The 26327-nt window shown below is 44.4% G+C and carries 25 protein-coding genes, 1 pseudogene and 1 riboswitch; of the genes and pseudogenes, 10 read left to right on the plus strand and 16 right to left on the minus strand.

Going from position 1 to position 26327, the window contains the following annotated elements; translation table 11 throughout:
* Nucleotides 1-168: 168 nt before the first annotated feature.
* Nucleotides 169-1086 (plus strand): VWA domain-containing protein, encoded by a 918-nt coding sequence (locus AC4IFO_RS20050; RefSeq protein ID WP_490737137.1) that lies wholly within the window; start codon nucleotides 169-171, stop codon nucleotides 1084-1086.
* Between the two features lie 69 nt (nucleotides 1087-1155).
* Here AC4IFO_RS20050 and dcuC read toward each other — a convergent pair whose 3' ends face one another.
* Entirely contained in the window at nucleotides 1156-2529 is a 1374-nt protein-coding gene (gene dcuC / locus AC4IFO_RS20055; protein WP_490737099.1) for a C4-dicarboxylate transporter DcuC, read from the minus strand.
* Nucleotides 2526-3779: a peptidase T gene (gene pepT / locus AC4IFO_RS20060; RefSeq protein ID WP_490737101.1), complete on the minus strand. Its 1254-nt coding sequence runs from the start codon at nucleotides 3777-3779 to the stop codon at nucleotides 2526-2528. Before pepT ends, dcuC begins: the two co-directional genes overlap by 4 nt.
* Before the next feature lie 787 nt (nucleotides 3780-4566).
* Between pepT and AC4IFO_RS20065 the strand changes: the two genes are divergently transcribed.
* The 3 genes and pseudogenes from AC4IFO_RS20065 (at nucleotide 4567) to AC4IFO_RS20075 (ending at nucleotide 6472) form a co-directional block, all read left to right on the plus strand.
* Nucleotides 4567-5868, plus strand: coding sequence for a uracil/xanthine transporter (locus tag AC4IFO_RS20065; protein ID WP_490737103.1), 1302 nt, complete (start codon nucleotides 4567-4569; stop codon nucleotides 5866-5868).
* A gap of 83 nt (nucleotides 5869-5951) precedes the next feature.
* Complete coding sequence (locus AC4IFO_RS20070) at nucleotides 5952-6203, plus strand: type II toxin-antitoxin system Phd/YefM family antitoxin (protein WP_490737105.1); 252 nt, start codon at nucleotides 5952-5954, stop codon at nucleotides 6201-6203.
* Nucleotides 6193-6472 (plus strand): annotated as a pseudogene (locus tag AC4IFO_RS20075) (type II toxin-antitoxin system RelE family toxin). Before AC4IFO_RS20070 ends, AC4IFO_RS20075 begins: the two are co-directional and overlap by 11 nt.
* A gap of 59 nt (nucleotides 6473-6531) precedes the next feature.
* On the opposite strand, the gene thiH reads toward AC4IFO_RS20075, so the two are convergent.
* The 12 genes from thiH to AC4IFO_RS20135 form a co-directional block, all read right to left on the minus strand.
* The gene (gene thiH, locus AC4IFO_RS20080; RefSeq protein WP_490737107.1) at nucleotides 6532-7653 is read right to left on the minus strand and encodes a 2-iminoacetate synthase ThiH; all 1122 of its coding nucleotides are present in this window, start codon (nucleotides 7651-7653) and stop codon (nucleotides 6532-6534) included.
* Nucleotides 7650-8420 carry a thiazole synthase gene (locus AC4IFO_RS20085; RefSeq protein ID WP_219245475.1) on the minus strand — a complete coding sequence of 257 codons (771 nt, stop codon included), beginning with the start codon at nucleotides 8418-8420 and terminating at the stop codon, nucleotides 7650-7652. The genes thiH and AC4IFO_RS20085 overlap by 4 nt, the downstream gene beginning before the upstream one ends.
* A gap of 2 nt (nucleotides 8421-8422) precedes the next feature.
* A complete protein-coding gene (thiS, locus tag AC4IFO_RS20090) occupies nucleotides 8423-8623 on the minus strand; it encodes a sulfur carrier protein ThiS (RefSeq protein ID WP_490737109.1) in 201 nt (66 codons plus the stop codon).
* Nucleotides 8611-9369 (minus strand): HesA/MoeB/ThiF family protein, encoded by a 759-nt coding sequence (locus AC4IFO_RS20095; RefSeq protein WP_490737111.1) that lies wholly within the window; start codon nucleotides 9367-9369, stop codon nucleotides 8611-8613. Before AC4IFO_RS20095 ends, thiS begins: the two co-directional genes overlap by 13 nt.
* A gap of 74 nt (nucleotides 9370-9443) precedes the next feature.
* The gene (gene thiE, locus AC4IFO_RS20100) at nucleotides 9444-10109 is read right to left on the minus strand and encodes a thiamine phosphate synthase (protein ID WP_490737113.1); all 666 of its coding nucleotides are present in this window, start codon (nucleotides 10107-10109) and stop codon (nucleotides 9444-9446) included.
* Nucleotides 10093-12078, minus strand: a complete 1986-nt coding sequence (gene thiC / locus AC4IFO_RS20105; RefSeq protein ID WP_490737115.1) for a phosphomethylpyrimidine synthase ThiC — start codon at nucleotides 12076-12078, stop codon at nucleotides 10093-10095. Before thiC ends, thiE begins: the two co-directional genes overlap by 17 nt.
* A 146-nt stretch (nucleotides 12079-12224) precedes the next feature.
* Nucleotides 12225-12337, minus strand: a riboswitch (TPP riboswitch).
* Nucleotides 12338-12586: 249 nt separating this feature from the next.
* Nucleotides 12587-13249 (minus strand): HAD family hydrolase, encoded by a 663-nt coding sequence (locus tag AC4IFO_RS20110; RefSeq protein WP_490737117.1) that lies wholly within the window; start codon nucleotides 13247-13249, stop codon nucleotides 12587-12589.
* Between the two features lie 18 nt (nucleotides 13250-13267).
* On the minus strand, nucleotides 13268-14284 hold the full coding sequence (locus AC4IFO_RS20115; protein ID WP_490737139.1) for an ABC transporter ATP-binding protein: 1017 nt from the start codon (nucleotides 14282-14284) through the stop codon (nucleotides 13268-13270).
* Entirely contained in the window at nucleotides 14284-15108 is an 825-nt protein-coding gene (locus AC4IFO_RS20120) for an ABC transporter permease (protein ID WP_490737119.1), read from the minus strand. The genes AC4IFO_RS20115 and AC4IFO_RS20120 overlap by 1 nt, the downstream gene beginning before the upstream one ends.
* Nucleotides 15098-16000, minus strand: a complete 903-nt coding sequence (locus tag AC4IFO_RS20125; RefSeq protein ID WP_490737121.1) for an ABC transporter permease — start codon at nucleotides 15998-16000, stop codon at nucleotides 15098-15100. Before AC4IFO_RS20125 ends, AC4IFO_RS20120 begins: the two co-directional genes overlap by 11 nt.
* Nucleotides 16000-16815 (minus strand): alkaline phosphatase family protein, encoded by an 816-nt coding sequence (locus AC4IFO_RS20130; RefSeq protein WP_490737123.1) that lies wholly within the window; start codon nucleotides 16813-16815, stop codon nucleotides 16000-16002. The genes AC4IFO_RS20125 and AC4IFO_RS20130 overlap by 1 nt, the downstream gene beginning before the upstream one ends.
* 32 nt (nucleotides 16816-16847) lie before the next feature.
* Entirely contained in the window at nucleotides 16848-17900 is a 1053-nt protein-coding gene (locus AC4IFO_RS20135; RefSeq protein WP_490737125.1) for an ABC transporter substrate-binding protein, read from the minus strand.
* Between the two features lie 266 nt (nucleotides 17901-18166).
* On the opposite strand from AC4IFO_RS20135, the gene nudC reads away from it, so the two are divergent.
* The 6 genes from nudC (at nucleotide 18167) to AC4IFO_RS20165 (ending at nucleotide 22745) form a co-directional block, all read left to right on the plus strand.
* The gene (nudC, locus tag AC4IFO_RS20140; RefSeq protein WP_490737127.1) at nucleotides 18167-18958 is read left to right on the plus strand and encodes an NAD(+) diphosphatase; all 792 of its coding nucleotides are present in this window, start codon (nucleotides 18167-18169) and stop codon (nucleotides 18956-18958) included.
* 92 nt (nucleotides 18959-19050) lie between these two features.
* A complete protein-coding gene (hemE, locus tag AC4IFO_RS20145; RefSeq protein ID WP_219245485.1) occupies nucleotides 19051-20115 on the plus strand; it encodes a uroporphyrinogen decarboxylase in 1065 nt (354 codons plus the stop codon).
* Between the two features lie 108 nt (nucleotides 20116-20223).
* The gene (gene nfi, locus AC4IFO_RS20150; RefSeq protein WP_490737129.1) at nucleotides 20224-20895 is read left to right on the plus strand and encodes a deoxyribonuclease V; all 672 of its coding nucleotides are present in this window, start codon (nucleotides 20224-20226) and stop codon (nucleotides 20893-20895) included.
* A gap of 74 nt (nucleotides 20896-20969) precedes the next feature.
* The gene (locus AC4IFO_RS20155) at nucleotides 20970-21557 is read left to right on the plus strand and encodes a YjaG family protein (RefSeq protein ID WP_430255374.1); all 588 of its coding nucleotides are present in this window, start codon (nucleotides 20970-20972) and stop codon (nucleotides 21555-21557) included.
* Nucleotides 21558-21756: 199 nt separating this feature from the next.
* Nucleotides 21757-22029, plus strand: a complete 273-nt coding sequence (locus AC4IFO_RS20160; protein WP_206086787.1) for an HU family DNA-binding protein — start codon at nucleotides 21757-21759, stop codon at nucleotides 22027-22029.
* An 89-nt stretch (nucleotides 22030-22118) separates the two neighbouring features.
* A complete protein-coding gene (locus AC4IFO_RS20165; protein WP_490737131.1) occupies nucleotides 22119-22745 on the plus strand; it encodes a DUF1481 domain-containing protein in 627 nt (208 codons plus the stop codon).
* Between the two features lie 320 nt (nucleotides 22746-23065).
* Here AC4IFO_RS20165 and purD read toward each other — a convergent pair whose 3' ends face one another.
* On the minus strand, nucleotides 23066-24349 hold the full coding sequence (gene purD / locus AC4IFO_RS20170) for a phosphoribosylamine--glycine ligase (protein ID WP_490737133.1): 1284 nt from the start codon (nucleotides 24347-24349) through the stop codon (nucleotides 23066-23068).
* A gap of 18 nt (nucleotides 24350-24367) precedes the next feature.
* Complete coding sequence (gene purH / locus AC4IFO_RS20175; protein ID WP_490737135.1) at nucleotides 24368-25957, minus strand: bifunctional phosphoribosylaminoimidazolecarboxamide formyltransferase/IMP cyclohydrolase; 1590 nt, start codon at nucleotides 25955-25957, stop codon at nucleotides 24368-24370.
* Between the last annotated feature and the right edge of the window lie 370 nt (nucleotides 25958-26327).

Here is a 26327-nt window from a genome sequence, read left to right on the forward strand (position 1 = left end):
TATTTATTAATTTTTGTAGGGTGATGATAAATAAAAAACAGTGATAATAAATGGCCTCGATAACACTTTGAGGAAATAATAAAGTAATCAATTATTTTTTTATTTTAAATTTAAAAGGAATATTAAATGGATAAAGATATGATAAATAATCAAGTTGATGATGAAAAAATGAATTTGCCGGCTCAACAAGGTGGTTCTTCGAATACGTTTGGTGCGATTAATACTTCTCAAGTTGTCACTGGCAGTGGCTCTATTGCATTGGATTTAGTCGTTATCATTGATACCAGTGGCTCAATGTCAGATGAATCAAATGACCTGAGCCAGCAAATTGATGCAGCAATTGAAAAAGCCGCAGCAAATTGTCCCTCTCAATTAAGAGCGACATTTTTAGGCATTCAAGGGACGTGGGATAACACTAAATTCGATCAGTCAGTGAGTGATTATTTAACTGCTTTGGGGGTTAGCCAAGGGAGCTTACAAGCGAGGCAGCCTTTTAAAGAGGCTGATGGCATTGACCATGCTGGCAACAAAGAGGATTTGTGCCGTGCTGTCATTGATGTCAGTAACTATTTTGATTGGCGCGATAACGCCCGCCGCGCGATTTTTGTGTTAGGTGATGAAGGTTTAGAAGGGGGTGGAGGGACATTAACCAGTGCGGCAGTACTGAAAAATAATGAGGCCATTGCCGTTGCACAAAACGCCCACGTCAAAGTGTATACCTACCAAGGAACACCGAATGATGATCCTTCGAATATAGATCGCTTCCCAACCTTGGGTGACCGTGACAAAGTCACGAAAGAATACGAGCGCCTAGCAATACAAACGGGAGGACGTTCATACATTTATACCACTGGGATCGCGAATTTCACGTTAGTCTTACAGGAAATTTTATGCGATAGCTTAACGCCTCCTGGGCGCCCAGAAATAGAGAAATCTAGCTGTGTAACAGTTTGTGAGCAACTTCCTTTGATTATAGCGACGGTTAATACGTTGGCTGAGATTATCAATAAGACGATTGATGCTTGCTGCCCAAAAGAACCTGATAAGCACCTTGATGTGGCAAAGGCTTGCCAATGTGACCATTAATGTCTGATTAACAGACAAAAAAAGAGGGAGAATCTCCCTCTTTTCTATTTTTGCGTATAGCGCTATGGACTAATAGAAGATACCAATGATTGCACAGTGTGCAACAAAACCGACCATTAGCGGCACCGCCGTTCGTTTCACTACATCGAAAGGCTGTAGCTTAGCACCACTGGACACGGCAATGATCACCCCTGCAACTGGAGACATACCACGACCCATATGGGAAGCTTGCTGCATTGGTAGGATCATTGAAATCGGGTTCACGCCCATGCTGTGTGCGATTTGTGGAATTAACTCCACAAACGCTAAGAATGGCGCATTACCTGAGCCCATGATAATTGCGGCAGCGAGTGTGACGAGGGCGAAAACGATCGCCATGGCAAACGGCGGCAAACCGACAGATTCTGCGCCTAAAATCAGTTGGTCGATAGCACCACTGACTTTGATACCATGTGCAAATACCCCAGCAGCAACCAATAAGCCAACAACATTACTAAAAGCATGCCCCATTCCATTGAGGAACGTTTGGAAGCCATTACAGACCAATTTAAAATTGCGTACTCTTAGAGTTTCAATCACCATACAAATTGCCATCGCAATCAATACAATGGTCACCACATCTAAGTGAATACCTGCAAAGAATAAATTGGATGTACCGACCGCCATTACGATTGGCAGCATAGGAAGAAATGCATAGTATCCCGGGACGGATTTTTTACTTTCTTCTTTTTCGTGAGACTGAACGGCTTTCCCGATCTCAGGCACAAAGCCTTGTTTACGGTCACAATGACGTTGCCAGAAAATATGGGTAATACCCACCACCAGCACAGTGGCTAATGCCGCTGGACCTTGGTAGTAAAGCACATATTCAACGACAGACATATCAACGGCTTTTGCGCCACGGATCGCATCGATGGCTGTTGGTGTATATGCAACACCAAGGGAGGTTGCAATAACCCCAGCCGCAGATGCGGGCGACAAACCTAAGCCAATCATGATCGGGAACATGGTTCCCATGAGTAACACAGCGAGGCCCGTTGCTGATGGGATTGCCAGTTGTAGGATACTTGCCAATAAGAAAGAGAAAAACAACAACACATAGGGTGAGCGCATGTTTTTCAGAGGCTTAGTGGCAACACGAACAACGGCTTCATTGGCACCGATATGGTCCATATATTGTGCAAAGCCCATCAGTGCCATGATCATCAAACCAAGATCTGCTGCACGACTACTGAAAAGGTCGCGCATCACTTCAAATGGGTCAAGCCAAGTTATCCCTGTGGTTGCAACGTTTTTAGGCAGGATTGGACCCCAACCCAATGCCATGGTGAAGATCATCAACACTAAACCGGCGATTAATAACACCGGTTCTGCTTTGTAGCCCTTCAAAATAAACCGTGCAACCAAAACAACGATAATCAGAACCGTTAGAATTGGGATCATGCTTTTGCTCCTGGTTTGAAGCGTTCAGCGGTGATCTGGACCACTTGCTTCAGAACATCACTTGCTGCATACAGAGACTTCACTGGGAGGTATTCATAGATTGAATGGAAGTTATGAGCGCCAGTGAAAATATTTGGGCAAGGTAAGCCATTTTGCGACAATGCCGCGCCATCATAGCCACCGCGCATTGGGATAACTTTTGGTGTAATGCCACAGGCGTGGTAAGCATCGACAGCAATATCAATCGGATAGCTATTTTCACCTTGCAGGCTGTTATACACATTAGAATAGCGATCCGCTAGCTTACAAACGACGCTTTCTTTGCCCCACAAGTCTTCACAGTTTTCAGCCAGTTTTTTCAAGAAAGCCATACGTGCACGGTAGCCTTCTTCAGTGAAATCTCGAACGTCCATTTTTAACACGGTACGTGCGCTATTCCCTGACATTTGCTTGACCCAGTAGTAGCCTTCACGACCTTCGGTATATTCAGGTGCTTCACCGCCCGGTAGCATGGCAATAAATTTTTGCGCCATCAGTAATGAGTTGATTAATTTACCTTTTGCCGACATTGGGTGAGCTGATTTACCTGTAAAGATAATCTCTGCATCCCCTGCATTCCAGTTTTCATACACTAATTCACCAATACCACAGCAGTCGAGGGTGTAGGCAAAGTCAGCACCAAACTCTTTCACATCAAATACTTTGGCACCGCGCAGGCCTTGCTCTTCATCCGGTACAAAACCGACTTTGATGGTGCCATGTTTGACGTCTGGGTTTTGTTTGAAGTATTGCAGCATATCCATAATCGACGCGATAGCGGCTTTATCATCGGCACCTAATAAGCTGGTTCCATCAGTGACAATGATGTCATCGCCAATGTAATTGACCAACTCAGGGAATTCGCTTTTACGTAGGTAAATATTTAACTCTTTGTTCATGCACAGGTCTTCACCGGTATAGGGTAAAATTTGTGCTTTAGTATCATTGGTTTGCTCTGCACTTGTATCTAAGTGACCAAAAAATGCGACAGTTGGGACGTCGTAATCAAGGTTAGAGGGGAGAGTGGCTGTTACAATGGCGGTATCACGTAGTTTGATATCTTCAACGCCGAGTGCTTCTAATTCTTGCACGAGTTGTTTCGCTAATACACGTTGCCCCTCGGAGGATGGCATGATCCCCGCAGCGCCTTTTTCCCGATCAGTGGTGGTGTTCACTTTGGTGTAAGAAATAAAACGGTCAACAATATTCATTATTCTCATGCTCCAACATTATTATGAATGTTTTATACTTTAGTTATCGCTGTGTTTGTAATCTCATTTCACAGTATTATTCTTTTATCATAACTAAAGAGAGCTTGAATATCCGACCTGTTGAATTTTTTTAAGAAATGCTAGGAAGAATATAAAATCAATAATTAATACTGGCTTTATTCGTATAATGAATTAAAATGCGCAACTTTATACCCTGCCTATTTAATTATGTTAATTTATTGATATTAAAGCGTAATAAATCCATCCTGTATGTTTTTTTATTTAACATCTGATGTTATCTTGCCTTATCTGAAATCTATTTATTAATAATCTAAACTGAATAAACTAAATTAATTTTAATCATTACTACTGAATTTTTATTTTGATTTTCTGAAAGTTAAATCGCTCTTTAGTGAGTTATTTATGAATGGATAAGGTGATGTTTTAGTATTTAAAACTAATTTGGGATGGTAGTACTTAATTGTCTTTGAAGTTGGCACTATTGTAATTAACTGTTTAGTATTTTTACTTGAATTGTGGGAGCGTTCAAGAATTAAGGTTCTAGTTTATTATTAATATCCATTTATAAATGGATAAAATAGATTAATGAATAGGATTGAACCACAAAATCAAATATGTTTTGTTTTTAAATCTTATTTTAATGGCACCTATGGTGTTTTTTTGACATGATGCAATTGGTGCCTAGCGAGTTTACTTAATGAAATAAAAAGAAAACTGAAGTGAGGGGCCATATTCTATATTTAATACAGTAAGGCAAGGGATCAGGATGGCTTCAATTAACATTAAAAAAAATAATATTATTTCTGGCTTTCAATGGTTCTTTTTTATCTTCTGCAATACGGTCGTTATTCCTCCAACGCTACAGTCGGCTTTTCATTTATCAGACCAAACTACTTTTACCATTACCCAGTATTCATTTCTATTAACTGCGTTAGCCTGCTTGTTGCAAGCTTTTTTAGGGCATAAGCGGTCGGTGATGGAAGGGCCAACGGGGCTATGGTGGGCGACGATTTTAACCGTGACATTATCGGAATCAATGCAAGGAACTGCCCTTGGTACCATTGGTTGGAGTCTTGCTATAGGTATTTTTCTCTCGGGGATTATCACCATTTTAATTGGTTTAAGTGGGCTTGGTGGCTGGCTAGCCAGTTTATTTAAGCCGGGTGTGTTAGTGGTGTTTATGTTTTTGTTGGGTGCTCAATTGGTGACTATATTTTTAAAGGGAATGCTAGGTCTTCCATTTGGTGTTGGCGGAGCAGAAGTGACAGTGAATTATCCCGTTTTCTTTCTAGCCCTTGCTGTGCTTGCTTTGGTGATTGGGGTTATTATTTATTTACCCGCGAGTATCAGTAAATACGCGTTGCTGATTGGCACTATCATCGGTTGGGCAGTGTATAGCATCCTGTTTGGTAGCAGTTCATTACCTGTATCTTCTTCTTCGTGGGCGCTTTTTCCGCTCGGTAAATCGGATGAAATTAGCGTGAGTATTATTTTAACCGCTATCTTTGCAGGTATTCTGAACACCTCAAATACCTTTGGGGCGATGCGAGGAACCGATGTTTTTTATCCAAATTCACAACCAACGAAGTCGCTATACCGACGCAGTTTTGTGATGTCAGGGATTGTGACGGTACTTGCTGCCCCTCTGGGTATTGTGCCTTTTTCGCCTTTCGTGTCTTCTATTGGCTTGATTACTCAAACAAAAGACAGCTCTCGCATTTCATTTGTCATTGGCAGTGGGATTTTTCTTTGTGTGGGGGGGATTGCCGTACTGACGCAATTTTTCCGTTCATTGCCCCTTGCGATTGGCAGCGCGGTGATGTTAGCCACGTATTTGCCATTGCTGTTTTCGTCATTCTCATTTCTGACGGATATGAAATTAAATGCACGTAATATTTACCGATTAGCGCTGCCGATTTTTGTCGGAATATTTTTAATGTCAGCACCGCCAGCGGTATTAGATTCGTTACCCACAATGTTCAGTTCACTGTTAGGTAATGGGCTTTTAATGGGGATTATTTTTGCACTCATTCTGGAAAACACCATTAAGTGGGACAAAATTGCTTAGAAAAGTGGTATTGCGGAAAGTATCTTTAAAGGTGCTTTTACTAGTGCCATTATGGGTGTGAAATTTCAGTTTGGAGATAAAGCATGACTTATCAAATTTTGAGTGATACTGCTGCAAGTATCACTGATTTGCAAAAAAATCCAATGGGTATTATTGCTGAAGGTGAAGGCAACCCTGTTGCTATTCTTAATCGAAATGAACCAGCTTTTTATTGTGTGCCGCCTGAGTTATTCGCGTGGTTTATGGAACTAGCAGAAGATGCAGAACTTAATAAGATTGCAGATGAGCGTGTCCAATCACTCGATACCGTTAGTGTAAATCTCGATGACCTATAAACTCGAATTTGATAAACGTGCATTAAAGGAATGGCAGAAATTAGCGCCTCCGATTCAGAATCAATTTAAAAAAATTAGCGGAACGCCTTGAAAATCCTTTTGTACCATCAGCTCAACTTAGTGGTAAACACAATCGTTATAAAATAAAGCTACGCTCATTAGGCTACCGCTTAGTTTATGAAGTGATCGAGGACAAAATTGTTTTACTGGTTATTGCAATCGGTAAAAGAGAGGGGAATGTGGTTTACTTTTCTTCTGATGAACGTTGACACGAGAAGTTCTAAGGCATAGGCAATTAAAGGGCTAACGTCATGTTAGCCCTTTAATTTTAACGCCCCAAATAGCCATCCCAATCTTTCCAAACGGGTTGTAACCCTGCTTGTACGAGGGCATTTGCCACTTGTGCCGCACTGCGGTTATCGTTTGGTGAAAACTGTTCTAACTCTTCTTTGGTATCTGCATAACCCCCCGGTTGGGTCTTTGAGCCTGCGCTGACATTATTAATGGCGAGTGGCACCACATGATCGCGAAAATACGGGGACTCACGAGTCGACAGCGAAAGCTCAACATTCGGGGCGAGTAAGCGAAAGGCGCAAATGAGTTGGACCAATTCCGCTTCATTCATCAGTGATGCAGGCTCAACGCCACCCGCACAAGGGCGCAAACGTGGAAACGAAATGGAATAGCGGCTTTGCCAATAATATTGCTGCAAATACAGCAAATGCTCAGCCACCATGTAGCAATCGGTGCGCCAACTGTTAGATAAACCAATTAATGCGCCAAGGCCGATTTTATCTACACCAGCCTCGCCAAGACGTTCAGGGGTGGCTAAACGCCAGTGAAAATCTTGCTTTTTGCCCTTGAGGTGATGCAGTTGGTAGGTCGGCTCGTGGTACGTTTCTTGGTAAACCATCACACCATCTAATCCCAGTGTTTTCAATTCCTTATATTCTTCAGTGCTTAAGGGCTGCACTTCCATCATCAATGAACTGAAATAAGGGCGAATGATAGGCAAAGTATGACGGAAGTAATCCATCCCCACTTTACTTTGGTGTTCCCCTGTGACTAACAATAAGCTATCAAACCCAATTTTACGGATTGTTTCGCACTCATTGACAATCTCAGCGTCATTGAGTGTTTTACGTTTGATTTTGTTGCTCATCGAAAAACCACAGTAAGTACAATCGTTTGCGCAAAGGTTTGATAAATAAAGTGGGACGTAAAACCCAACTGCGTGGCCAAAACGTTGGCGAGTAAGCCGTTGTGCTTTTTGCGCCATCGCTTCAACGTAAGGCCTTCCTGCAGGGGAAAGTAGCGCCATAAAATCGTCGAGGGTGAGGATATCACTGGCTAAGGCGTGTTCTACATCGTGGGCGGTTTTGCTATTAATTCGCAGCGTAGTATCGTCCCAATCCAGTGCATTTAGGCGCTCTTGGAAAGGGGGGATCATGATAGTGCTCCCAAAAAGCTGGTGAGTGGGCTGGATGCTTGCGCCTGCTGCTTCGGTGCTGCTAAGCCACTTTGATAAGCCAATTCGGCAGCTTCGACAGCCAGTTTAAAGGCTTTTGCCATTAAAACGGGTTGCTTGGCAACGGCAATCGCCGTATTCACCAGTACGGCATCTGCCCCCATTTCGATAGCTTCTGCGGCGTGGCTTGGCGCACCAATCCCTGCATCTACCACGACTGGCACGGTGGCTTGCTCGATAATAATTCGCAGCATTTCTTTGGTAGCTAAACCTTTATTGGTACCGATAGGCGCCCCTAATGGCATGACTGCCGCGCAGCCAACTTCTTCAAGACGGCGGCACAATACGGGGTCTGCACTGCAATAAGGCAACACCACAAACCCCTCTTTGACCAGTTGCTCCGCTGCTAACAGTGTTTCGATAGGGTCGGGTAATAGATAACGCATGTCAGGGTGAATTTCGAGTTTGACCCAATGGGTACCAAGGGCTTCTCGCGCCAGTCGCGCAGCAAAAACGGCTTCTTGCGCGTTTTTTGCCCCGGATGTATTGGGTAAAAGCTTTACGCCAAGCTCTTGAAGTGGCTGCAAAATACCATCATCCTGCCCGCGCAAGTTAATCCGCTTCATCGCCATGGTGACTAATTGGCTTCCTGAGGCTTGAATAGACTCTTGCATTAACGTGGCATTGGCAAACTTCCCTGTTCCCGTAAATAAGCGTGATTGAAAGGTCACATCAGCGATTTTTAACATGGTTAGCCCCCTGCGATAGCTTGAAATAACAAGATATTATCTTGGTCATTAATGAGATGAGAATCCCACTGACTCTTTGGAATGATGACTTGGTTGATGGCCAGTGCGGTGCCCGCAGTGGAGCGGCCTAGCGCCTCAAACAACTGGTTGACGGTTAGCGGGGCATCAAGCGTCATATTTTGGTCATTAATTAGGATATGCATGCTTCTTCCCGACAAACTGGACATTGCAACGATGGCGTGAGCTGCAAGGTGTTCCATTGTTGTTGTTTCCCATCGAATAAGCGTAATTTCCCACTTAAAGATGAAGGCAACCCGACAAGTAATTTAAGGGCTTCAAGGGCTTGTAGCGTACCGATAACGCCAACAACAGGCCCCAATACCCCAGCGGTACGGCAGTTACGCTCAGGTTCATCTTGGTCTGGATAAAGACAGGCATAACACCCTGAACTAAACGGCGGTTCGAGTACCATCAGTTGTCCACCAAAGCCCACCGCACTACCACTAACGAGAGGTGTGTTAGTGATGACACAGGCGGCATTGATGGCATGGCGCGTTGCCATGTTATCGCAACAATCAAGGACTAAATCGACTTGCTCAACGAGGGGGATTAATGTCTCAACCTCTAATTTCTGCGCAATTGCCCGCGTTTTCACGAGCGGGTTAAGTTGGCGAAGCCGCTTTGCAGCTAATTGCGCTTTTGACTGTTCGATATCATCCGTATCGTAGAGTACTTGTCTTTGTAAATTAGAGACATGCAAATCATCGTGGTCAGCAAGCCATAACTCGCCAACGCCAGCACCGGCTAAGTAGAGGGAAGCGGGGGAGCCTAACCCGCCTAAACCGACAATCAGCACTTTGCTATTTTTCAGTTTTTGTTGCCCTTCAGGGCTAACGTCTTCAAGTAATAGCTGGCGGCTGTAACGCATGAATTCTTGGTCACTTAACATGATTAAATTCCTCGAATTATCAGCCGTGTGTCTATTTCACTAAATACACGGCTAATTATTTGATTATGAATTAATTAACAAGCGCGATGGCGCTCAATTAAATTCAGTAACGTTTCAGTGGCTGCCCGCCAATCATCAGCTTTGGTGATCGCGCTGACCAGAGCCACACTGCCGACACCCGTTGCTAAGACAGCCGGTACGCGGTCAATGGAAATTCCACCAATGGCGACAGTGGGATAATCCGGCGTTGCTTCTACCATCGCTTTAAGGGTTTCCAGCCCTTGGGGGGACGATGGCATCTCTTTGGTTTGCGTGGGGAAAATATGCCCCATGGCAATGTAAGAGGGGCGCACAGATTTGGCGATGGCTAACTCATGCTCATCGTGGGTGGAAATACCTAACCGAAGGCCAGCTTGGTGGATTGCCAGCAAGTCAGTGGTTTCCAAATCTTCTTGGCCAAGGTGTACGCCGTAGGCGCCAAACTCCACGGCTAAGCGCCAGTAGTCGTTGATAAATAACCGTGCGTTATGTTTTTTACCCAAAGCAATAGCTTTTTGGATATCATCACGCACGTCAGCATCTGCTTTGTCTTTGATGCGTAATTGGAGGGTGGAAACACCTGCACTAAGCAGGCGTTCAATCCATTCAACGGAATCAACAACAGGGTAAAGGCCGAGGTATTGCTCGGTCTCTGGAAAAGGTGATGTTGGCGCAACAATAGCGTTAGGCGATTTTTTCATTATCAGCGACCTCTGCGTTCACAATTTCTGCGCCATGGTATAGCTCGCTACCGTGGGCACGGAAGGCTTCAGACATCTGCTCCATACCCGCTTCTTTTTCGTTTGCCTCTTTTTGGGCTGCGTAATCACGCACTTCTTGGGAAATTTTCATCGAGCAGAATTTCGGACCGCACATTGAGCAGAAATGGGCAATTTTCCCCGAGGCTTGCGGCAAGGTTTCATCGTGGTATTTACGTGCAGTTTCGGGGTCTAATGCCAAGTTAAATTGGTCTTCCCAGCGGAATTCGAAACGTGCTTTTGACATAGCATTGTCGCGAATTTGTGCACCGGGGTGGCCTTTGGCAAGGTCAGCTGCGTGCGCTGCAATTTTATAGGTGATAAGCCCTTGTTTAACGTCATCTTTGTTCGGCAAGCCCAAATGCTCTTTTGGTGTTACATAACAGAGCATTGCACAGCCAAACCAGCCGATCATTGCTGCGCCAATACCTGAGGTAAAGTGGTCATAACCCGGTGCAATATCGGTTGTAAGTGGGCCTAAGGTATAGAATGGGGCTTCGTGGCAATGTTCCAATTCTTCCGTCATGTTGCGGCGGATCATCTGCATCGGGACATGTCCGGGGCCTTCAATCATCACTTGGACGTCATATTCCCACGCAATTTTGGTTAACTCGCCAAGGGTATGAAGCTCGGCAAATTGTGCAGCATCGTTTGCATCTTGGATTGAGCCTGGGCGTAAGCCATCACCTAATGATAAGGAAACGTCGTAAGCGGCACAAATTTCACAGATTTCACGGAAGTTTTCATACAGGAAGTTTTCTTGGTGATGGGAGAGGCACCATTTTGCCATGATAGAACCACCACGCGAGACAATGCCCGTCAAGCGTTTAGCGGTCATTGGCACGTAACGCAGCAAGACCCCAGCGTGGATAGTAAAGTAGTCAACGCCTTGTTCTGCTTGCTCTAATAACGTATCGCGGAACATTTCCCACGTCAGGTTTTCCGCTACGCCGTTGACTTTTTCAAGGGCTTGGTAGATTGGCACTGTGCCGATAGGGACTGGGCTATTACGTAAAATCCATTCACGTGTTTCATGGATGTAACGGCCTGTGGACAAATCCATGACGGTATCTGCGCCCCAACGTGTTGACCAAATCAGTTTTTCCACTTCTTCTTCGATGGATGAAGTGACCGACGAGTTACCGATATTGGCGTTCACTTTCACCAAGAAGTTACGGCCAATAATCATCGGCTCAGATTCAGGGTGATTGATATTAGCAGGGATGATGGCACGACCTGCGGCGACTTCTTGGCGAACAAACTCAGGGGTAATATTTTCGGGCAAATTAGCCCCAAAGCCTTGCCCCGGATGTTGTTGCAGTAAAACTTCACCACGAATACGTTCACGGCCCATATTCTCGCGGATAGCGATAAATTCCATTTCTGGGGTAATGATGCCTTTACGAGCGTAGTGAAGTTGGGTGACGCATTTGTTGACTTGTGCTTTTAATGGGTGTGGGCGGTTGTTAAAGCGCAAGTGGTCGAGGCCTGCATCGGCAAGTCGCTGTTGCGTGAAATCAGAGCTTAAGTTTTCTACTTTGGTGGTGTCTGAGCGTTCGTTTATCCACGGAGCGCGAATTTTTTTCAGACCTTTGTGGACGTTGAGTTCTGATGTTGGGTCGCCGTAAGGGCCAGAAGTATCGTAGATAGGAACGGGTTCGTTGTCTTCAAATTGCGGGTTGTCTTTGTCGCCACCAATAAGGGTTTGAGAAAGCTGGATTTCTCGCATCGGAACTTGGATATCGTCTCTCGAACCTTGGAGATAAATACGTTCAGAATTGGGAAATGAAACGCCAGAAACTGTGTTGATAAAGTTTTCAGCGGCGTCACGTTGGGCTTTACGTGTGCGAGCAGGTGCAGCTTGTGGGGATAAATCAGCGGTCGGGATAACATTATTTGTAATATTGGACATAGCAATTTCCTGACATTGTCACGGCTATGATGCAAAACGCACCAAGCGGGTTTATCGAAAGAAAGTTGCTTGTCAGGAGTTCGGAGGAGTAATAAAAAGACGTTGCGTTTAAATTTTCACCAAACGGAAAATGGCAAAAATGGCGCTGAGTGATTACTCTTGTTCCCTTCGCGGGTATTAACCCGATCAGGTTCCGCGGATCCCGAATTAACGGTCTCAGCCTGATGTTTTCACATACTAGGCACTCCGACAAGAATTAATTAGTATAGAGAGCTTCCTGTGATTCTCAAGCTTTTTCCTCGTCATTCTTCGCGCGATAGGTGCGTTGGCTGCACTAAGTTACCCTAGTCACATACTTGTGTATGCTCCTAGGATATCTTAGTTTGCCGCCTTCCTCTAGCACGAATAATTTAGAGGAACCTTTGGAAGGCAAGTTAGTTAAAACCTAAAACCTAAAACCTAAAACCTAAAACCTAAAACCTCAAAAATTAAAAATTAAAAATAAGGTTTATAAATTCCACTGATATTGCGGCCAATTATTTTCATTGGCGACTTTGAGAAGGCGTGGGTCACCGTTAACGATAAACGTTTCATCGGCGAATTGGCACATTGGGAGATCGTTGGCAGAGTCGGTGTAGAAATACACATACGCATCGGTGATTGGCTGGTGGCGAACCCAATCCATAAGGCGTTTAACTTTGCCTTCCTTGAAGGTCGGGATACCGTCAATTTCAGTGGTGTAGCAGCCATTTTGCTGTTTAATATCGATGCCCATCGCGACATCGGCATTGAGTTGATCTGCGATCTTTTTGACAATAAATGAAACGGTCGCGGAGATCACAATAATTGGGATCCCTTTGGCACGGTAGTGGGCGATCGTTTGAATCGCATCAGGGTAGATCCTCGGTAAAATCACGGTTTGCACAAAATCATCCAGCCAGATATCCACTTGCTCCGTTTTGATATCAGCGAGGGTTTGCAGGTTAAAGCGCAGGTAAGTTGGCATATCCAACGTTCCTGCATTGTACTGCGCCATCATGGCTTTATCGGCTTCCACAAACTGTGGGTCACGGATAATTTGCTTATCCCACAGATATTGCGTCCACAATACGCTGCTATCCCCTTGAATCAACGTATCATCTAAGTCAAAAATGGCTAATTTGTTTTGCATTATATTCCTATCGTATGATTAGCTAAGTGCACGAATTTCATTTTTATTAAACATTAACTCAAGGCGGGTGCCGGGTTCAAATAAACGTTCAGAGGAGCGATTGAGCAAATCTACCGTCATATCCCCTGCGGGGGTATTCACGCTATAACGAATAATATTACCAAGCAATTGATGGTCTAAAATTACGGCATCCACAGGGTGTGATATATGTGTCCCGTATTGGCGACCTGCTTCTTTCACATAAATAGATTCAGGGCGGATAGCGAGGGTGCCTTGTAAATTGACGCCTAACATTGCGTTGGCTTTGTGAGCATCCACCAAATTGTAGTGGCCCATAAAGCGAGCAACAAACTCGTTGGCGGGCTGGGTATAAATATTCTCTGCCGTATCGCTTTGTACAATCTGCCCTTTATTCATCAAAAAGATCCTATCGGACATGATCATCGCTTCGTCTTGGTCATGGGTAACAAAAATCGTCGTGAGTCCAAGCTCCCGCTGAATATGGCGAATTTGCTGGCGCAAATGCTTACGAATGCGCGCATCAAGGGCGGATAACGGCTCGTCGAGTAACAAAATTTGCGGTTTCATCACTAGCGCCCTTGCCAGTGCGACGCGTTGGCGCTGCCCGCCGGATAATTGGTGAGGAAATTGTTGTTCTTTTCCTTGCAACTCAACCATTTCGATAACTTCTGCAACAGCTTTAGCTCTTTCGTTGCTATCGATTTTACGCATTTTTAAGCCGAAGGCGATATTGTCCGCGACGGTCATATTGGGGAAAAGTGCATAGCTTTGAAACACCATACCCACGCCACGTTGCTGGGCAGGCTGATGGGTAATATTTTTACGGTTAATATAAAGCTCACCGCTATTCGGTTGCTCGAGGCCTGCGATACAGCGTAATAAAGTGGATTTCCCACAACCACTCGGCCCCAATAGGGTGATAAATTCGCCTTTTTCAATGGTAAATTGAATATCCGCAAAGACCTGATTTGACCCGAAGGATTTTGTTAAATTCTCAGCAATTACATAGCTCATCATTCATCTCCTGAACGATTCAAACGCATCGCTAACCACGTCAGCAATAACGTAAATAAGAAGTAAGACATCACCAGCGCGGAAGTGAAGTGCCCACTGGTTTGGCGCATATTGAACAAGTAGATTTGCAAGGTTTCATAACGTGTTCCCACTAAAATATTGGCAAACACAAACTCACCCATTAAAAATGAAAATGAAATTAATAATGAAACCAACATACCTTTGCGGATATTTGGTAACACAATCATCATGAAAGCGTTAAAGGTATTCGCACCCAATAAATGCGCAGCATCCATCAGGTCATGTAAGTTAATTCCTTGAAAACTGTTGGCGAGGGCGCGGTACATAAATGGCAACGTGATGGTGAAATAGGTGCCAATTAAGATCCACGGCGTGCCTACTAACATAAATGGTTCGTCCGCAAAAATTTGCAATAAACCGACAGATGACACCACTGGTGGGATAGCGAAAGGCAGGATAATCAATAAATCCATCAATCCTTTTAGCTTGGGAAAGCGATAAAACACCGCAAATGTCATCGGTAAAATGACCAAGGTGCTGATTAACAGTGTGCCAAAACAGATAATCAACGAACGACCAAATGCCATTAAAAAGCGCGGGTCTTGCCATAATTGCAGATACCATTTAATGGACAACGCATCGGGTAATACGGTTGCTCCCCAAGAACTGGCAATGGAATACAAAAACGTGGCAATAATCGGCAACGCTAATAAGCTGGCAATACTGATTAACACTAACTTATGAAACCATAAACCAGCATTCTTATTGGTTATTACTGGGCTAATCACATTGTTATTTTGCATGGTAGCTCCGCTTGATTAACCAATGATGGATCCCAGTGATAAACCCTAAGATAGCGATAAGCAGGACGGATAATGCCGCCGCCATATTCGGTTCGAGGAATAAATCACCAGACACTAAACTGGCAATACGGATGGTCACAAGGTTGTAGTTACCGCTGGTTAACGCATAAGTACTGGCATACGCGCCCATCGCATTGGCAATTAAGATAATAAACGTGCCGAGTAAAGCAGGGGAAAGCACCGGAATCGCGACTTTTAACCAATAGGTTAATTTGCTGGCCCCCATGGTTTTTGCCGCATCTTCCCATTCAGGTTTGAGGGCATCAAAGGCTGGGTAAAGCAACAACACACCGAGTGGAATTTGAAAATAGACGTACAGCAGCATTAATCCGCTGGCGCTATAGATATTAAAATCTTCAATAATTCCCCATGCTTTGAGCTGCAACGTGATTGCGCCATTAAAGCCCAAAATAATGATAAACGCGAAAGCTAAGGGAACGCCGCTAAAGTTACTTGCCATGGTGGTGAATGAAATCATCATTCGGCGCACCTTGCCTTGCATCTTGTAGATAGAAAAGGCGGTAACGCTGGCGATAAACAAACCGACTACGCTACAAATTATTGATAACCATAAAGTATTTTCGAAGGCTTGCAGGTAAAAATCATTGGTAAACACCTCAAGGTAATGACTGAAGGACCAGACTTCTTCATAGATAAAGCTGTTGATAAGCACCCAAATCATCGGGGCGATTTGAAATAGGCCAAACAGCACAAAAAAGGGCAGCAATAATAATGCCGCGCGCCAATGAAAACGGGCAAAAGTTTTTTTTAACATGGCCATTTTCCCTACCTGTGGTTGGGCTTGCTCGTAGGGTGCAGTCAGGTCAGCCATTATGCATCTCCTTGTAATAGTGCATCACATACCGATTTATCGAGTGGGTCGATGCCCAATAAACGGCAGACCGTGCCACAAATATCGATTTGCTGAATATCGCAAGGCTGATGGGCAAACTTTGAACCGATGACAAATAGCGGAACTAGACACTCTTCGGGGAGTGTGCCGCCATGGCTGCGATCGTTGTTCATGCCATGGTCGCTAGTGACAAGAATTTGATACCCCTGTTCAATCCACGTCGGGATGTAATTCGACAAAATAATATCTGCGTGGCGAGCTGCATTGCGGTATTGGGGTGAATCAACCCCAAACTTATGCCCTGTATCGTCAATATTCATTGGGTGAATCAATAAGAAGTCAGGGTTAAATTGACTACGCAAATATTCTGCATCCAGAAAGAGATGGTCATCGGGGTAGCTGTCTGCTTGGTAAAAGCAGCCGTGCTGAATAGTAAGTAGTTCATCATGCGTAAAACGGTCTCGAGTCGCCACAAAGGGTGCGCGGTTATAGAGCTCGCTCACCCAATAATAAGCGGCAGCGGCCGTGGTTTTACCCGCAAGACGCGCGAGAGAAAAAATGCTGTCAAAGTGGGATAAACGTACAACTTCATTGTTGACGACCCCGCTTTGCACTGGTGGTACACCCGTTAAAATACACTCATACAACGGGCGAGACATGGAAGGGAGTTCGCACTCCAATTGGTAAAGTGTTGCGCTGTCGGCTTTGATGAGTCCATTGAGATAGCCCATGCAATGATGGGCTACTGAATAACTTAAACCGTCTAGGACAACAAGTATGACTTTCTCAGACATCAGACTTTTATTCCTAAATTCAACAAATTCGATTACTGCTGGTGGATCAGAACTTGTTGTTGCCACATTTTTGGTAAATTACGCGATGATTTTTCCCAGCCTTCAGCATCTTTAATTGGCTGAACATTTTTATATTGTGCTTCTGGCAGCAATTTGGCTTTAACGTCATCAGGTAATGTCAGGTATTGTGCGCGGATTGGGCGTGCATAGCCTTCAGCAAGGTTCAACTGGCCTTTATCACTGAAAATAAATTCACGCGCTAACTTGGCCGCATTTGGGTTTTTCGCAAACTTATTGATAATCGTGGTGTAGCCAGAAATTACTGAGCCATCGGATGGGATCACAACCGTAAAGCGATCGCGGTTGATCTGATCGCGATAATTCAAGGCGTTGAAGTCCCATAAGATCCCAACTTCCACTTCACCTTTTTCGATGTTTGCAACAGTAGGGTCATTAACGGATAGGCGTTTTTGCTTCGCTAACTCCGCAAATAATTCAATGGCGGGTTTAAGGTTGTTTTCATCGCCACCACGGGCAAATGCAGCCGCTAAAACGGCGTTATTGGCTTGCGCTGCAATTCCAACATCCCCCACGGTGACTTTGTATTTGCCTTTCAGTAAGTCGTCCCAACTTTTTGGCGCATCTTTGACTAAGTCGTTATTAATCATAAAGGCAATCGAACCGGTATAGGCTAACGCCCAATGGCCGTCTTTATCTTTTGCCCAATCAGGGATTTGTGACCATGTGGTTGGTTTATAAGGCTGAGTAACCCCTTTTTGCACCGCGACAGGGCCAAATGAAGCACCAACATCACCGATATCTGCTGTTGCGTTATTTTTTTCGGCGGCAAATTTGGCAATTTCTTGTGCAGAACTCATGTCTGTATCTTGGTGTTTTAAGCCATATTGCGTGGCTAAATCTTGCCAAGTTCCTTTCCAGTTTGCCCAAGAATCAGGCATCCCAACGCTGTAAACTTGCCCTTCTTTTTTCGCCGCATTGATCAACTCTGTTAAATTAGCATCCGCAGCAAATGTCATACTGGATGCGGTCAGTGATAGTAAAATCGCAGGAACGATAGTTTTCATTGTTTTCTCACTTTTGAGGAACGGTGAACCAGATTGGTTACTGAGCATCCTAATTTTAATAAGTGACAGTGAGTTGACCGTTTTATGACAGTTTTTAGACATTTTAGGGGATGAACTGTCTAAAAAGTGTCAAAATTGACAGGGATAGAAAATGAAACAAACGTTTGAATGACATTGTGTCAAAGAAGTGTATTGTGTGATTCGAAACTGATTTTTTTATCGACAACCTTTTTATCAACAATGAAAAGCCAAAAAAGATAGAGAAAATGAATAAATTAACGTTAGTAGGAACAGAAAGTGGCTGGTGGTTCGTCTGTTTCGCTGGTCGGCTGTGGTTACCGAAAGGGGACATTCCACGCGGCAGTGCTAAAGACTATTCATTAGAAGGTAAAAGTGCGACGCCAATCGGTGAATGGCAAGGGGAAATTGTCTGGCTGATCGCGGAAAAAATGCCATCCGATATGGCATCTCCGCGGGTTGTTGCCGCGCAGGATGAAGGTTTATTTCGCCTAGCTGGGCGCGGCGTGCAATTGGCGGAATTCTATCGCTCCCACCGCTATTGTGGCTATTGTGGTACCGCCATGCGCCATAGTGCGACGGAATGGGCGTGCTTGTGTGATCATTGCCATGAGCGTTACTACCCGCAAATTGCCCCTTGCATTATCGTGGGGATCCGCCGTGATGACCATATTCTCTTGGCACAGCACCGACGTCATTCTCAAAATCCATTATTTACCGTATTGGCAGGCTTTGTTGAGGTGGGTGAAACATTAGAAGAAGCCGTTATGCGCGAAGTCATGGAAGAGAGCCAAATAAAAGTGAAAAATATTCGCTACGTATCCTCACAGCCATGGCCGTTCCCTCACTCCTTAATGATGGGTTTCCTTGCGGATTACGAGAGCGGTGATATTCAGGTTGATCCGAAAGAACTGGTTAGCGCAAATTGGTATCATTACAATGATTTACCACTTATTCCGCCTGGGGATACCATCGCAAGGCGCTTAATTGAGGATACAGTCGCATTGTGCCGTCAAAGTGAGTACGAATCGGACAAATAGCAGTGCGCTGATATTGTTGCCTTTTACATGTTACAATAGCCATCTTTGCTTATAGCCATTTGCGGCGGCCACTAATAATAATGGAGTAAATAATGACTGAGTTAAAAAATGACCGCTATCTACGTGCTCTGCTACGTCAGCCTGTAGATGTGACCCCGGTATGGATGATGCGTCAAGCGGGGCGTTATTTGCCTGAATACAAAGCAACGCGCGCCGAGGCTGGTGATTTTATTGCTCTGTGCAAAAATACTGAGCTTGCGTGCGAAGTGACACTTCAGCCATTACGTCGCTTTCCATTAGACGCCGCAATTTTATTCTCTGATATCCTAACTATCCCTGATGCTATGGGGCTTGGGTTGTATTTTGAAACAGGCGAAGGCCCACGTTTTCAAAAGCCTATCACCAGTGCGGCAGATGTGAAAAACATCCCAATTCCCGATCCTGAAATGGAGCTGGGATATGTGATGGACGCGGTTCGCGCCATTCGTAAAGCCCTTGAAGGAAATGTCCCGCTGATTGGTTTCTCTGGAAGCCCATGGACATTGGCGACATATATGGTGGAAGGTGGCAGTAGCAAAGCGTTCACTAAAATCAAAAAAATGATGTATGAAGACCCGAATACACTGCATTTATTACTGGATAAACTGGCGGATAGCGTCATTTTATACTTAAATGCGCAAATTCGTGCGGGCGCTCAATCCATCATGATTTTTGATACATGGGGCGGTGTATTAACCAAACGTGATTATTTACAGTTTTCACTGAATTATATGCATAAGATTATCGATGGATTAATTCGCGAAAATGATGGTCGTCGAGTGCCTGTTACCTTATTTACTAAAGGTGGCGGTCAGTGGTTAGAAGAAATGGCGGCAACAGGCTGTGATGCATTAGGTCTTGATTGGACAACAGAAATTGCTGATGCACGTCGTCGTGTGGGGGATAAAGTTGCATTGCAAGGCAATATGGATCCTTCTATGTTGTATGCACCACCTGCACGTATTGAAGACGAAGTGCAAAATATCCTGTCTGGTTTTGGTCACGGCGAAGGGCATGTATTCAACTTAGGTCACGGTATCCATCAGGATGTACCACCTGAGCATGCAGGCGCATTTGTTGATGCGGTTCACCGTTTCTCTCGTCAATATCACCAGTAATCATCATTTCTTGATGTTCTTGATTTGTGGTGTATTTATGGAACCTTGTAAGTACACCATTATCATCTATGATTAAGAATAATTCAGTATCGAAGCATTGGATGCGCTATGGTTTTAGATACTCAACAGTTACGAAAAGAACAAGTTAGCCAAGCCTCAAAAATCATTTTGCAAGATGAGTTTCCACCAGTGAAACTGATTGGTGGAGCGGATGTGGGCTTTGAACAAGATGGCACTATCACCCGTGCGGTGGTGGCAGTCCTATCTTGGCCGCAGCTAGAGCTTGTTGAGTATCAAATCGCACGCATACCGACTCAACTGCCTTATATACCTGGGTTACTTTCATTTCGTGAAGTACCTGGTTTAATGGCCGCGTGGGGGAAAATACAGCATAAGCCTGAATTAGTTCTCGTGGATGGGCAAGGCATTGCTCACCCAAGGCGCTTTGGTGTGGCTTGCCATTTTGGTTTGCAAGCCAATGTGGCAACGATAGGTGTAGCAAAAAGCCGTTTATGTGGCGATGCAGCCGAATTAGATGAAGCCCCCGAAAGTGTTCAGCCATTAATGGCAGGTGAAAATCAACTCGGTTGGGTCTTGCGGAGCAAAAAACGCTGCAAACCATTATATGTTTCGCCGGGGCATAAAGTCGGTTTTTCGTCTTCCTTAGAGTGGGTTAAACAGTGTCTAAAAGGTTATAGGTTGCCTGAACCAACACGTTTTGCTGACGGAATTGCATCAAATCGAACGTTTTTTAAGCGAATGAATGAGAAAATCAGCTAATTATCAGCAAAATATGTGGCATTGACAGATTTTCAGGTAAACTGCGAAGTATTAAGATTGATGAGTCAGAAATTATGTTAAGAAATCCCATTCATTTGAGGTTGGAAAAATTAGAAAGCTGGCAGCATACAACTTTCATGGCAAGTCTATGTGAAAGAATGTACCCCAACTTTCAGATGTTTTGTCAGCAAACTGAATTTGCCGATGCAAAAGTTTATCGTTCCATCCTTGATTTAGTTTGGGAAACTTTGGTCATTAAAGATAGCAAAGTCAATTTCGACAGTCAGTTAGAAAAATTAGAAGAAATTATCCCATCAGCAGATGATTTCGATATGTATGGTGTGTATCCAGCTATTGATGCCTGTATTGCATTGGGTGAAGTTATTCACTCAAAACTGAGTGGTGAAACGCTTGAACATGCGATATTGGTTAGCGAAGCCTCCATTCGTACGGTTGCCATGCTCGAAATGACTCAAGCAGGGCGGGAAATGACAGAAGAAGAACTCAAAGAAATTCCTGCGATTGAAGAAGAGTGGGATATCCAGTGGGACATTTTCCGTTTACTGGCAGCTTGTGAAGAGCGCGACTTAGAGTTAATTAAAGGATTAAAATCTGACCTTCGCGAAGCGGGGGTGAGCAATATAGGTATTACTTTAGGCTAATTTTTACGCTTTCGTTATCGAAAACGTGACTTAGCGCAGTAATGCTGAGTACTAAGACTTCACATTTGCCCCTACTCTGGTCTACATTTAGGGGCGAGAAGAAGTGGCTATCGGGGGCGTGTATCAGGGGCTGTCAATTTGGCATATCCGACGCACTCGATGCTTTGCAAACGATAAACACACTGTGTAAGGATAATTTATGAACAAGACTGAATTAGTTGATGCTATCGCAGAATCAGCAGACCTGACCAAAGTTCAGGCAAAAGCAGCTTTAGAATCTACTCTGAATGCTATTTCTGAAACGCTGAAAAAAGGTGACAGTGTACAACTGGTCGGTTTCGGTACTTTTAAAGTTAGCCACCGTGCTGCTCGTACTGGTCGTAACCCACAAACTAAAGCAGAGATCCAAATTCCTGCGACAACTGTACCAGCTTTCTCTGCCGGTAAAGCACTGAAAGAAGCTGTAAAATAAGTACATTGTATACTCGAATTATCAGAGGGGGTAAGAAACTACCCCTTTTGTTTATTCAAAAAGGGTTGCTGGTATTGGGAGCTCTCTCAATGCTAAGCGCCTGTTCCTCGAATGCGCCAAAACTCCCAGAGTTTAGTGCAAGCGGGTTTATTGCTGATGATGGCGTCATTCGGATGTGGCGGCTGAACGATGCAAAAAGCCAACCTCTTGTCCTGATGGTGGTTTATAGCCCCTATAAAGGCACAGACACTTCCGTTAATTTCTTTGAATACCGTTCTGGTAATCTCTGGCAAATTCGCAGCCAAATCTTGAATCAACAAGGTGGCGATATCACAGAACAGTTACGCTTCGATAAAAATAATGACGTTATTTTTATGCAGCGTGCTCAGGATGGCAGCAAGACCCCACTTTCTACGGATGAAATCACGCGTTGGCGTTTTGAAGCGCAAAGGGTACTTGAGACCAACACTGCACTTATTGTTGGTGGCGTTAAACTTTACCAAGGGCGTTGGCAGCAAGGCAAAGTGACAACTTGTGAAGGTGACGTGCGGGAAGTGACTTTCGAACCCTATGCTGAAAACTGGTTACAAAGCCGTGCGAAAGTGTGGCACTCCCAATTGAACTTGGCCTGGCTAGAATCTTCTGAGGGGAATCAGCTTTTGATGGTGGCGGATACGGATTTTTGCCGCTGGCAACCTAGTAAAGATTCGCTGTAACCTCATTGCTCGTCGTCTTTCAATCCATGGCGTTGTTAGCTGCTCTCAGCTACCCTAGTCACATACTTATGTATGTTCCCCAAGCTATCCTCATTTTGCCGCCTAGCCACAACGCGAATAATTGAGGAAATTACGGTAAGCTAGAAACAGATTAACTTATTCAATAATGGCCCGTTATATTCCCCAAACTATCCTCATTTTTCCACCTAGCCATGAATTGAAATCCTTAGAGCCATTGCCTACTAGTAAAAATAAACAACAATAAAAAAGCTGATAAAAGTTTCCTCTTATCAGCTTAGGGAATGGTTTAGTGCTTTGTATTACTTAATACGTGCGATAGCGCGGTAGCCGATGTCGTTGCGATAGAAGCTATCATTCCAGCGAATGTTTTTAGCGGCTTCATACGCTTTTGTTTGGGCTTTCTCGATATCATCACCCAGTGCCGTTACGCATAATACACGGCCACCGGCGGTAACGACTTCGCCATCTTTCATGCGAGTGCCAGCATGGAACACTTTGCTATCAGCGGATTCAGTGGTTGGTAATCCAGAAATGGCATCACCATTTCGGTAATCCCCAGGGTAACCACCTGCGGCAATAACAACCCCTAAAGCAGGTCGCTCATCCCACAGTGAATCCTTGCCTGCCAACTCACCATTTGCACCCGCCAAACAGAGTGCGACTAAGTCAGACTGTAGACGCATCATGATAGGTTGCGTTTCAGGATCGCCAAAGCGGCAGTTAAATTCGATAACTTTTGGGTTGCCCGCTTTATCAATCATTAGCCCTGCGTATAAGAAGCCTTGGTAACGGTTACCTTCTTGGTCCATCCCTTTAACAGTAGGATAAATCACTTGTTCCATCACTCGTTGATGAATTTCATCGGTGACAACCGGAGCAGGAGAGTAAGCCCCCATGCCCCCTGTATTGAGTCCCGTATCACCATCACCAACACGTTTATGGTCTTGGCTAGTCGCCATTGGGATGACATTCTCACCATCAACCATTACGATAAAGCTGGCTTCTTCACCATCAAGAAACTCTTCAATGACAATGCGATGGCCTGCATCACCGAACGCATTGCCTGCTAACATATCTTGCACAGCGTCTTTTGCTTCTTGGAGTGTCATCGCGACAATCACGCCTTTGCCCGCCGCTAAGCCATCGGCTTTAATCACGATAGGCGCGCCGACTTTATCTAAATACGCTAAAGCAGGTTCCACCTCGGTGAAATTTTCATAAGCGGCAGTAGGAATATGATGGCGAGCCAAAAAGTCCTTAGTAAATGCTTTCGAACCTTCGAGCTGAGCAGCGCCTTTTGTTGGGCCAAAAATTGTTAAGCCAGCCGCTTTAAATGCATCGACAACGCCAATCACTAATGGCGCTTCAGGGCCGACGATCGTTAAATCGATCTGTTTTTCTTTGGCAAATTGCAGCAGGCCATCAATATCAGTGGCAGAAATGTTCACATTTTCAAGAGCAGGTTCGAGCGCTGTTCCTGCATTACCCGGAGCAACATAAACTTTTTTTGCTAAAGGTGATTGCGCCGCTTTCCACGCTAATGCATGTTCACGACCACCACCGCCAATAATTAATATGTTCATGAGTGATCTCCTAATAAATTAGTGACGGAAATGGCGCATATTCGTGAAAATCATTGCGATGCCATGTTCATTTGCCGCAGCAATAACTTCTTCATCGCGAATCGATCCACCTGGTTGAATTACACAAGTCACTCCAACGGCGGCAGCTGCATCAATACCATCGCGGAATGGGAAGAAAGCATCTGAAGCCATCGCACAACCTGCAACTTCTAAACCTTCGTCGGCCGCTTTGATACCCGCAATTTTAGCTGAGTACACACGGCTCATTTGGCCTGCACCAATTCCGATGGTCATGTCATTTTTTGAATAAACAATGGCATTTGATTTAACAAATTTCGCGACTTTCCAACAGAATAGGGCGTCTTTTAGTTCACGTTCAGTCGGTTGGCGTGTCGTAACAACACGTAACTCTTCTTTTTCTACCATGCCTAAATCACGGTCTTGCACTAATAAACCACCGTTGACACGTTTGAAATCTAAGCCTGCAACTGGTTTATTCCATTCACCACAAACAAGTACGCGAACGTTTTGTTTGGTTTCTAGAATAGGTAATGCATCAGTAGCGACGGATGGCGCAATAATCACTTCAACAAATTGGCGCTCGATAATCGCTTGTGCGGTTGTTTTATCTAGCGGACGGTTAAACGCAATGATACCGCCGAATGCAGAGGTCGGGTCAGTTTTGAATGCATTATCATAAGCTGCATGAATATCTTTGCCGATAGCGACACCACAAGGGTTTGCATGCTTCACAATCACACAAGCAGGTTCGTCGAATGATTTAACACATTCAAGAGCAGCATCAGTATCCGCGATATTATTATAAGAAAGTGCCTTGCCTTGAATTTGCTTTGCGGTCGCAATCGATGCTTCTTTTGGATTCTCTTCTATATAGAAAGCGGCATCTTGGTGGCTGTTTTCGCCATAGCGCATATCTTGTTTTTTTATAAAGTTTAAATTCAAGGTGCGAGGGAAGCGGCCTGAAGGCTGTGTGGTGTCACCATAATAAGGTGCAACAAGCTCGCCGAAGTAGTTAGCAATCATGCTGTCGTATGCCGCGGTATGTTCGAATGCCTTTATTGCCAAGTCAAAACGGGTTGCCCAATTCAGAGAATTTTGGTGGTTATCCATTTCATCAATAATAGTTTGGTAGTCATTGCTGTTGACTACGATCGCTACGTCTTTATGGTTTTTAGCGGCGGAGCGCACCATGGTTGGACCACCGATATCGATGTTCTCAACAGCGTCTTCCAGTGTACAGTTCGGTTTTGCGACGGTTTGAGCAAAAGGATATAAATTCACAACAACCATATCGATAGGTGAAATATCATGTTCTTGCATAATTGCGTCATCAGTACCTCGACGACCTAAAATTCCACCATGAACCTTCGGGTGCAATGTTTTTACGCGGCCATCCATCATTTCAGGGAATCCGGTGTAATCTGAAACTTCAGTCACGTTAAGACCTGATTCTGCGAGGAGTTTCGCAGTACCGCCAGTTGATAGAAGTTCAACACCGCGTTCGGAAAGCGCTTTAGCGAATTCAACAACCCCTGTTTTATCAGATACACTAAGCAGGGCACGACGAATAGGACGAAGCAGTTGCATGAGATAGATCCCTTGGATTTGAATAAATAAGGCAATACGAATATCAATGAGTGAAAAGCCGCTGGCTCTTCTTATATACCTATTTATAAAAGCGGAATTTGGTTGCTTCTTCAATAGCTATATATAAGTCACTAACAATTTCAGAACATAAAAACAAAATCAACGCTGAAATTTCATGCTAATTGTAACGCAAACGTTTGCGTAAAGCGCGATAAATTTTAAATTATTTTCACTGTGTGGATAACTTAGTGGATAAGTCAGTATAAGTAGGGGTTTTGCTGTGGAATGCAGCAGTTGAATAAAAAAATGCAAAAAAGGGGTTGCCAGATTTTTCTGACTCCCTATAATGCGCATCCACTGACCGGGAACA

The organism is Providencia sp. UF-224 (assembly GCF_058245955.1).

What these genes read in the sequence shown, in the direction of transcription:
- AC4IFO_RS20120 (WP_490737119.1), bottom strand. Translation starts at nt 15,108, where the DNA reads ATGCAAAATAACAATGTGATTAGCCCAGTAATAACCAATAAGAATGCT.
- AC4IFO_RS20165 (WP_490737131.1), top strand. Translation starts at nt 22,119, where the DNA reads ATGCTAAGCGCCTGTTCCTCGAATGCGCCAAAACTCCCAGAGTTTAGT.
- AC4IFO_RS20050 (WP_490737137.1), top strand. Translation starts at nt 169, where the DNA reads ATGAATTTGCCGGCTCAACAAGGTGGTTCTTCGAATACGTTTGGTGCG.
- AC4IFO_RS20130 (WP_490737123.1), bottom strand. Translation starts at nt 16,815, where the DNA reads ATGTCTGAGAAAGTCATACTTGTTGTCCTAGACGGTTTAAGTTATTCA.
- AC4IFO_RS20095 (WP_490737111.1), bottom strand. Translation starts at nt 9,369, where the DNA reads ATGTTAAGTGACCAAGAATTCATGCGTTACAGCCGCCAGCTATTACTT.
- dcuC (WP_490737099.1), bottom strand. Translation starts at nt 2,529, where the DNA reads ATGATCCCAATTCTAACGGTTCTGATTATCGTTGTTTTGGTTGCACGG.
- thiS (WP_490737109.1), bottom strand. Translation starts at nt 8,623, where the DNA reads ATGCATATCCTAATTAATGACCAAAATATGACGCTTGATGCCCCGCTA.
- purH (WP_490737135.1), bottom strand. Translation starts at nt 25,957, where the DNA reads ATGCAACTGCTTCGTCCTATTCGTCGTGCCCTGCTTAGTGTATCTGAT.
- AC4IFO_RS20085 (WP_219245475.1), bottom strand. Translation starts at nt 8,420, where the DNA reads ATGTTAAAAATCGCTGATGTGACCTTTCAATCACGCTTATTTACGGGA.
- AC4IFO_RS20115 (WP_490737139.1), bottom strand. Translation starts at nt 14,284, where the DNA reads ATGAGCTATGTAATTGCTGAGAATTTAACAAAATCCTTCGGGTCAAAT.
- AC4IFO_RS20155 (WP_430255374.1), top strand. Translation starts at nt 20,970, where the DNA reads ATGTTAAGAAATCCCATTCATTTGAGGTTGGAAAAATTAGAAAGCTGG.
- AC4IFO_RS20065 (WP_490737103.1), top strand. Translation starts at nt 4,567, where the DNA reads ATGGCTTCAATTAACATTAAAAAAAATAATATTATTTCTGGCTTTCAA.
- thiH (WP_490737107.1), bottom strand. Translation starts at nt 7,653, where the DNA reads ATGATCCCCCCTTTCCAAGAGCGCCTAAATGCACTGGATTGGGACGAT.
- AC4IFO_RS20135 (WP_490737125.1), bottom strand. Translation starts at nt 17,900, where the DNA reads ATGAAAACTATCGTTCCTGCGATTTTACTATCACTGACCGCATCCAGT.
- AC4IFO_RS20070 (WP_490737105.1), top strand. Translation starts at nt 5,952, where the DNA reads ATGACTTATCAAATTTTGAGTGATACTGCTGCAAGTATCACTGATTTG.
- purD (WP_490737133.1), bottom strand. Translation starts at nt 24,349, where the DNA reads ATGAACATATTAATTATTGGCGGTGGTGGTCGTGAACATGCATTAGCG.
- nudC (WP_490737127.1), top strand. Translation starts at nt 18,167, where the DNA reads ATGAATAAATTAACGTTAGTAGGAACAGAAAGTGGCTGGTGGTTCGTC.
- thiC (WP_490737115.1), bottom strand. Translation starts at nt 12,078, where the DNA reads ATGTCCAATATTACAAATAATGTTATCCCGACCGCTGATTTATCCCCA.
- pepT (WP_490737101.1), bottom strand. Translation starts at nt 3,779, where the DNA reads ATGAATATTGTTGACCGTTTTATTTCTTACACCAAAGTGAACACCACC.
- AC4IFO_RS20160 (WP_206086787.1), top strand. Translation starts at nt 21,757, where the DNA reads ATGAACAAGACTGAATTAGTTGATGCTATCGCAGAATCAGCAGACCTG.
- hemE (WP_219245485.1), top strand. Translation starts at nt 19,051, where the DNA reads ATGACTGAGTTAAAAAATGACCGCTATCTACGTGCTCTGCTACGTCAG.
- AC4IFO_RS20110 (WP_490737117.1), bottom strand. Translation starts at nt 13,249, where the DNA reads ATGCAAAACAAATTAGCCATTTTTGACTTAGATGATACGTTGATTCAA.
- AC4IFO_RS20125 (WP_490737121.1), bottom strand. Translation starts at nt 16,000, where the DNA reads ATGGCTGACCTGACTGCACCCTACGAGCAAGCCCAACCACAGGTAGGG.
- thiE (WP_490737113.1), bottom strand. Translation starts at nt 10,109, where the DNA reads ATGAAAAAATCGCCTAACGCTATTGTTGCGCCAACATCACCTTTTCCA.
- nfi (WP_490737129.1), top strand. Translation starts at nt 20,224, where the DNA reads ATGGTTTTAGATACTCAACAGTTACGAAAAGAACAAGTTAGCCAAGCC.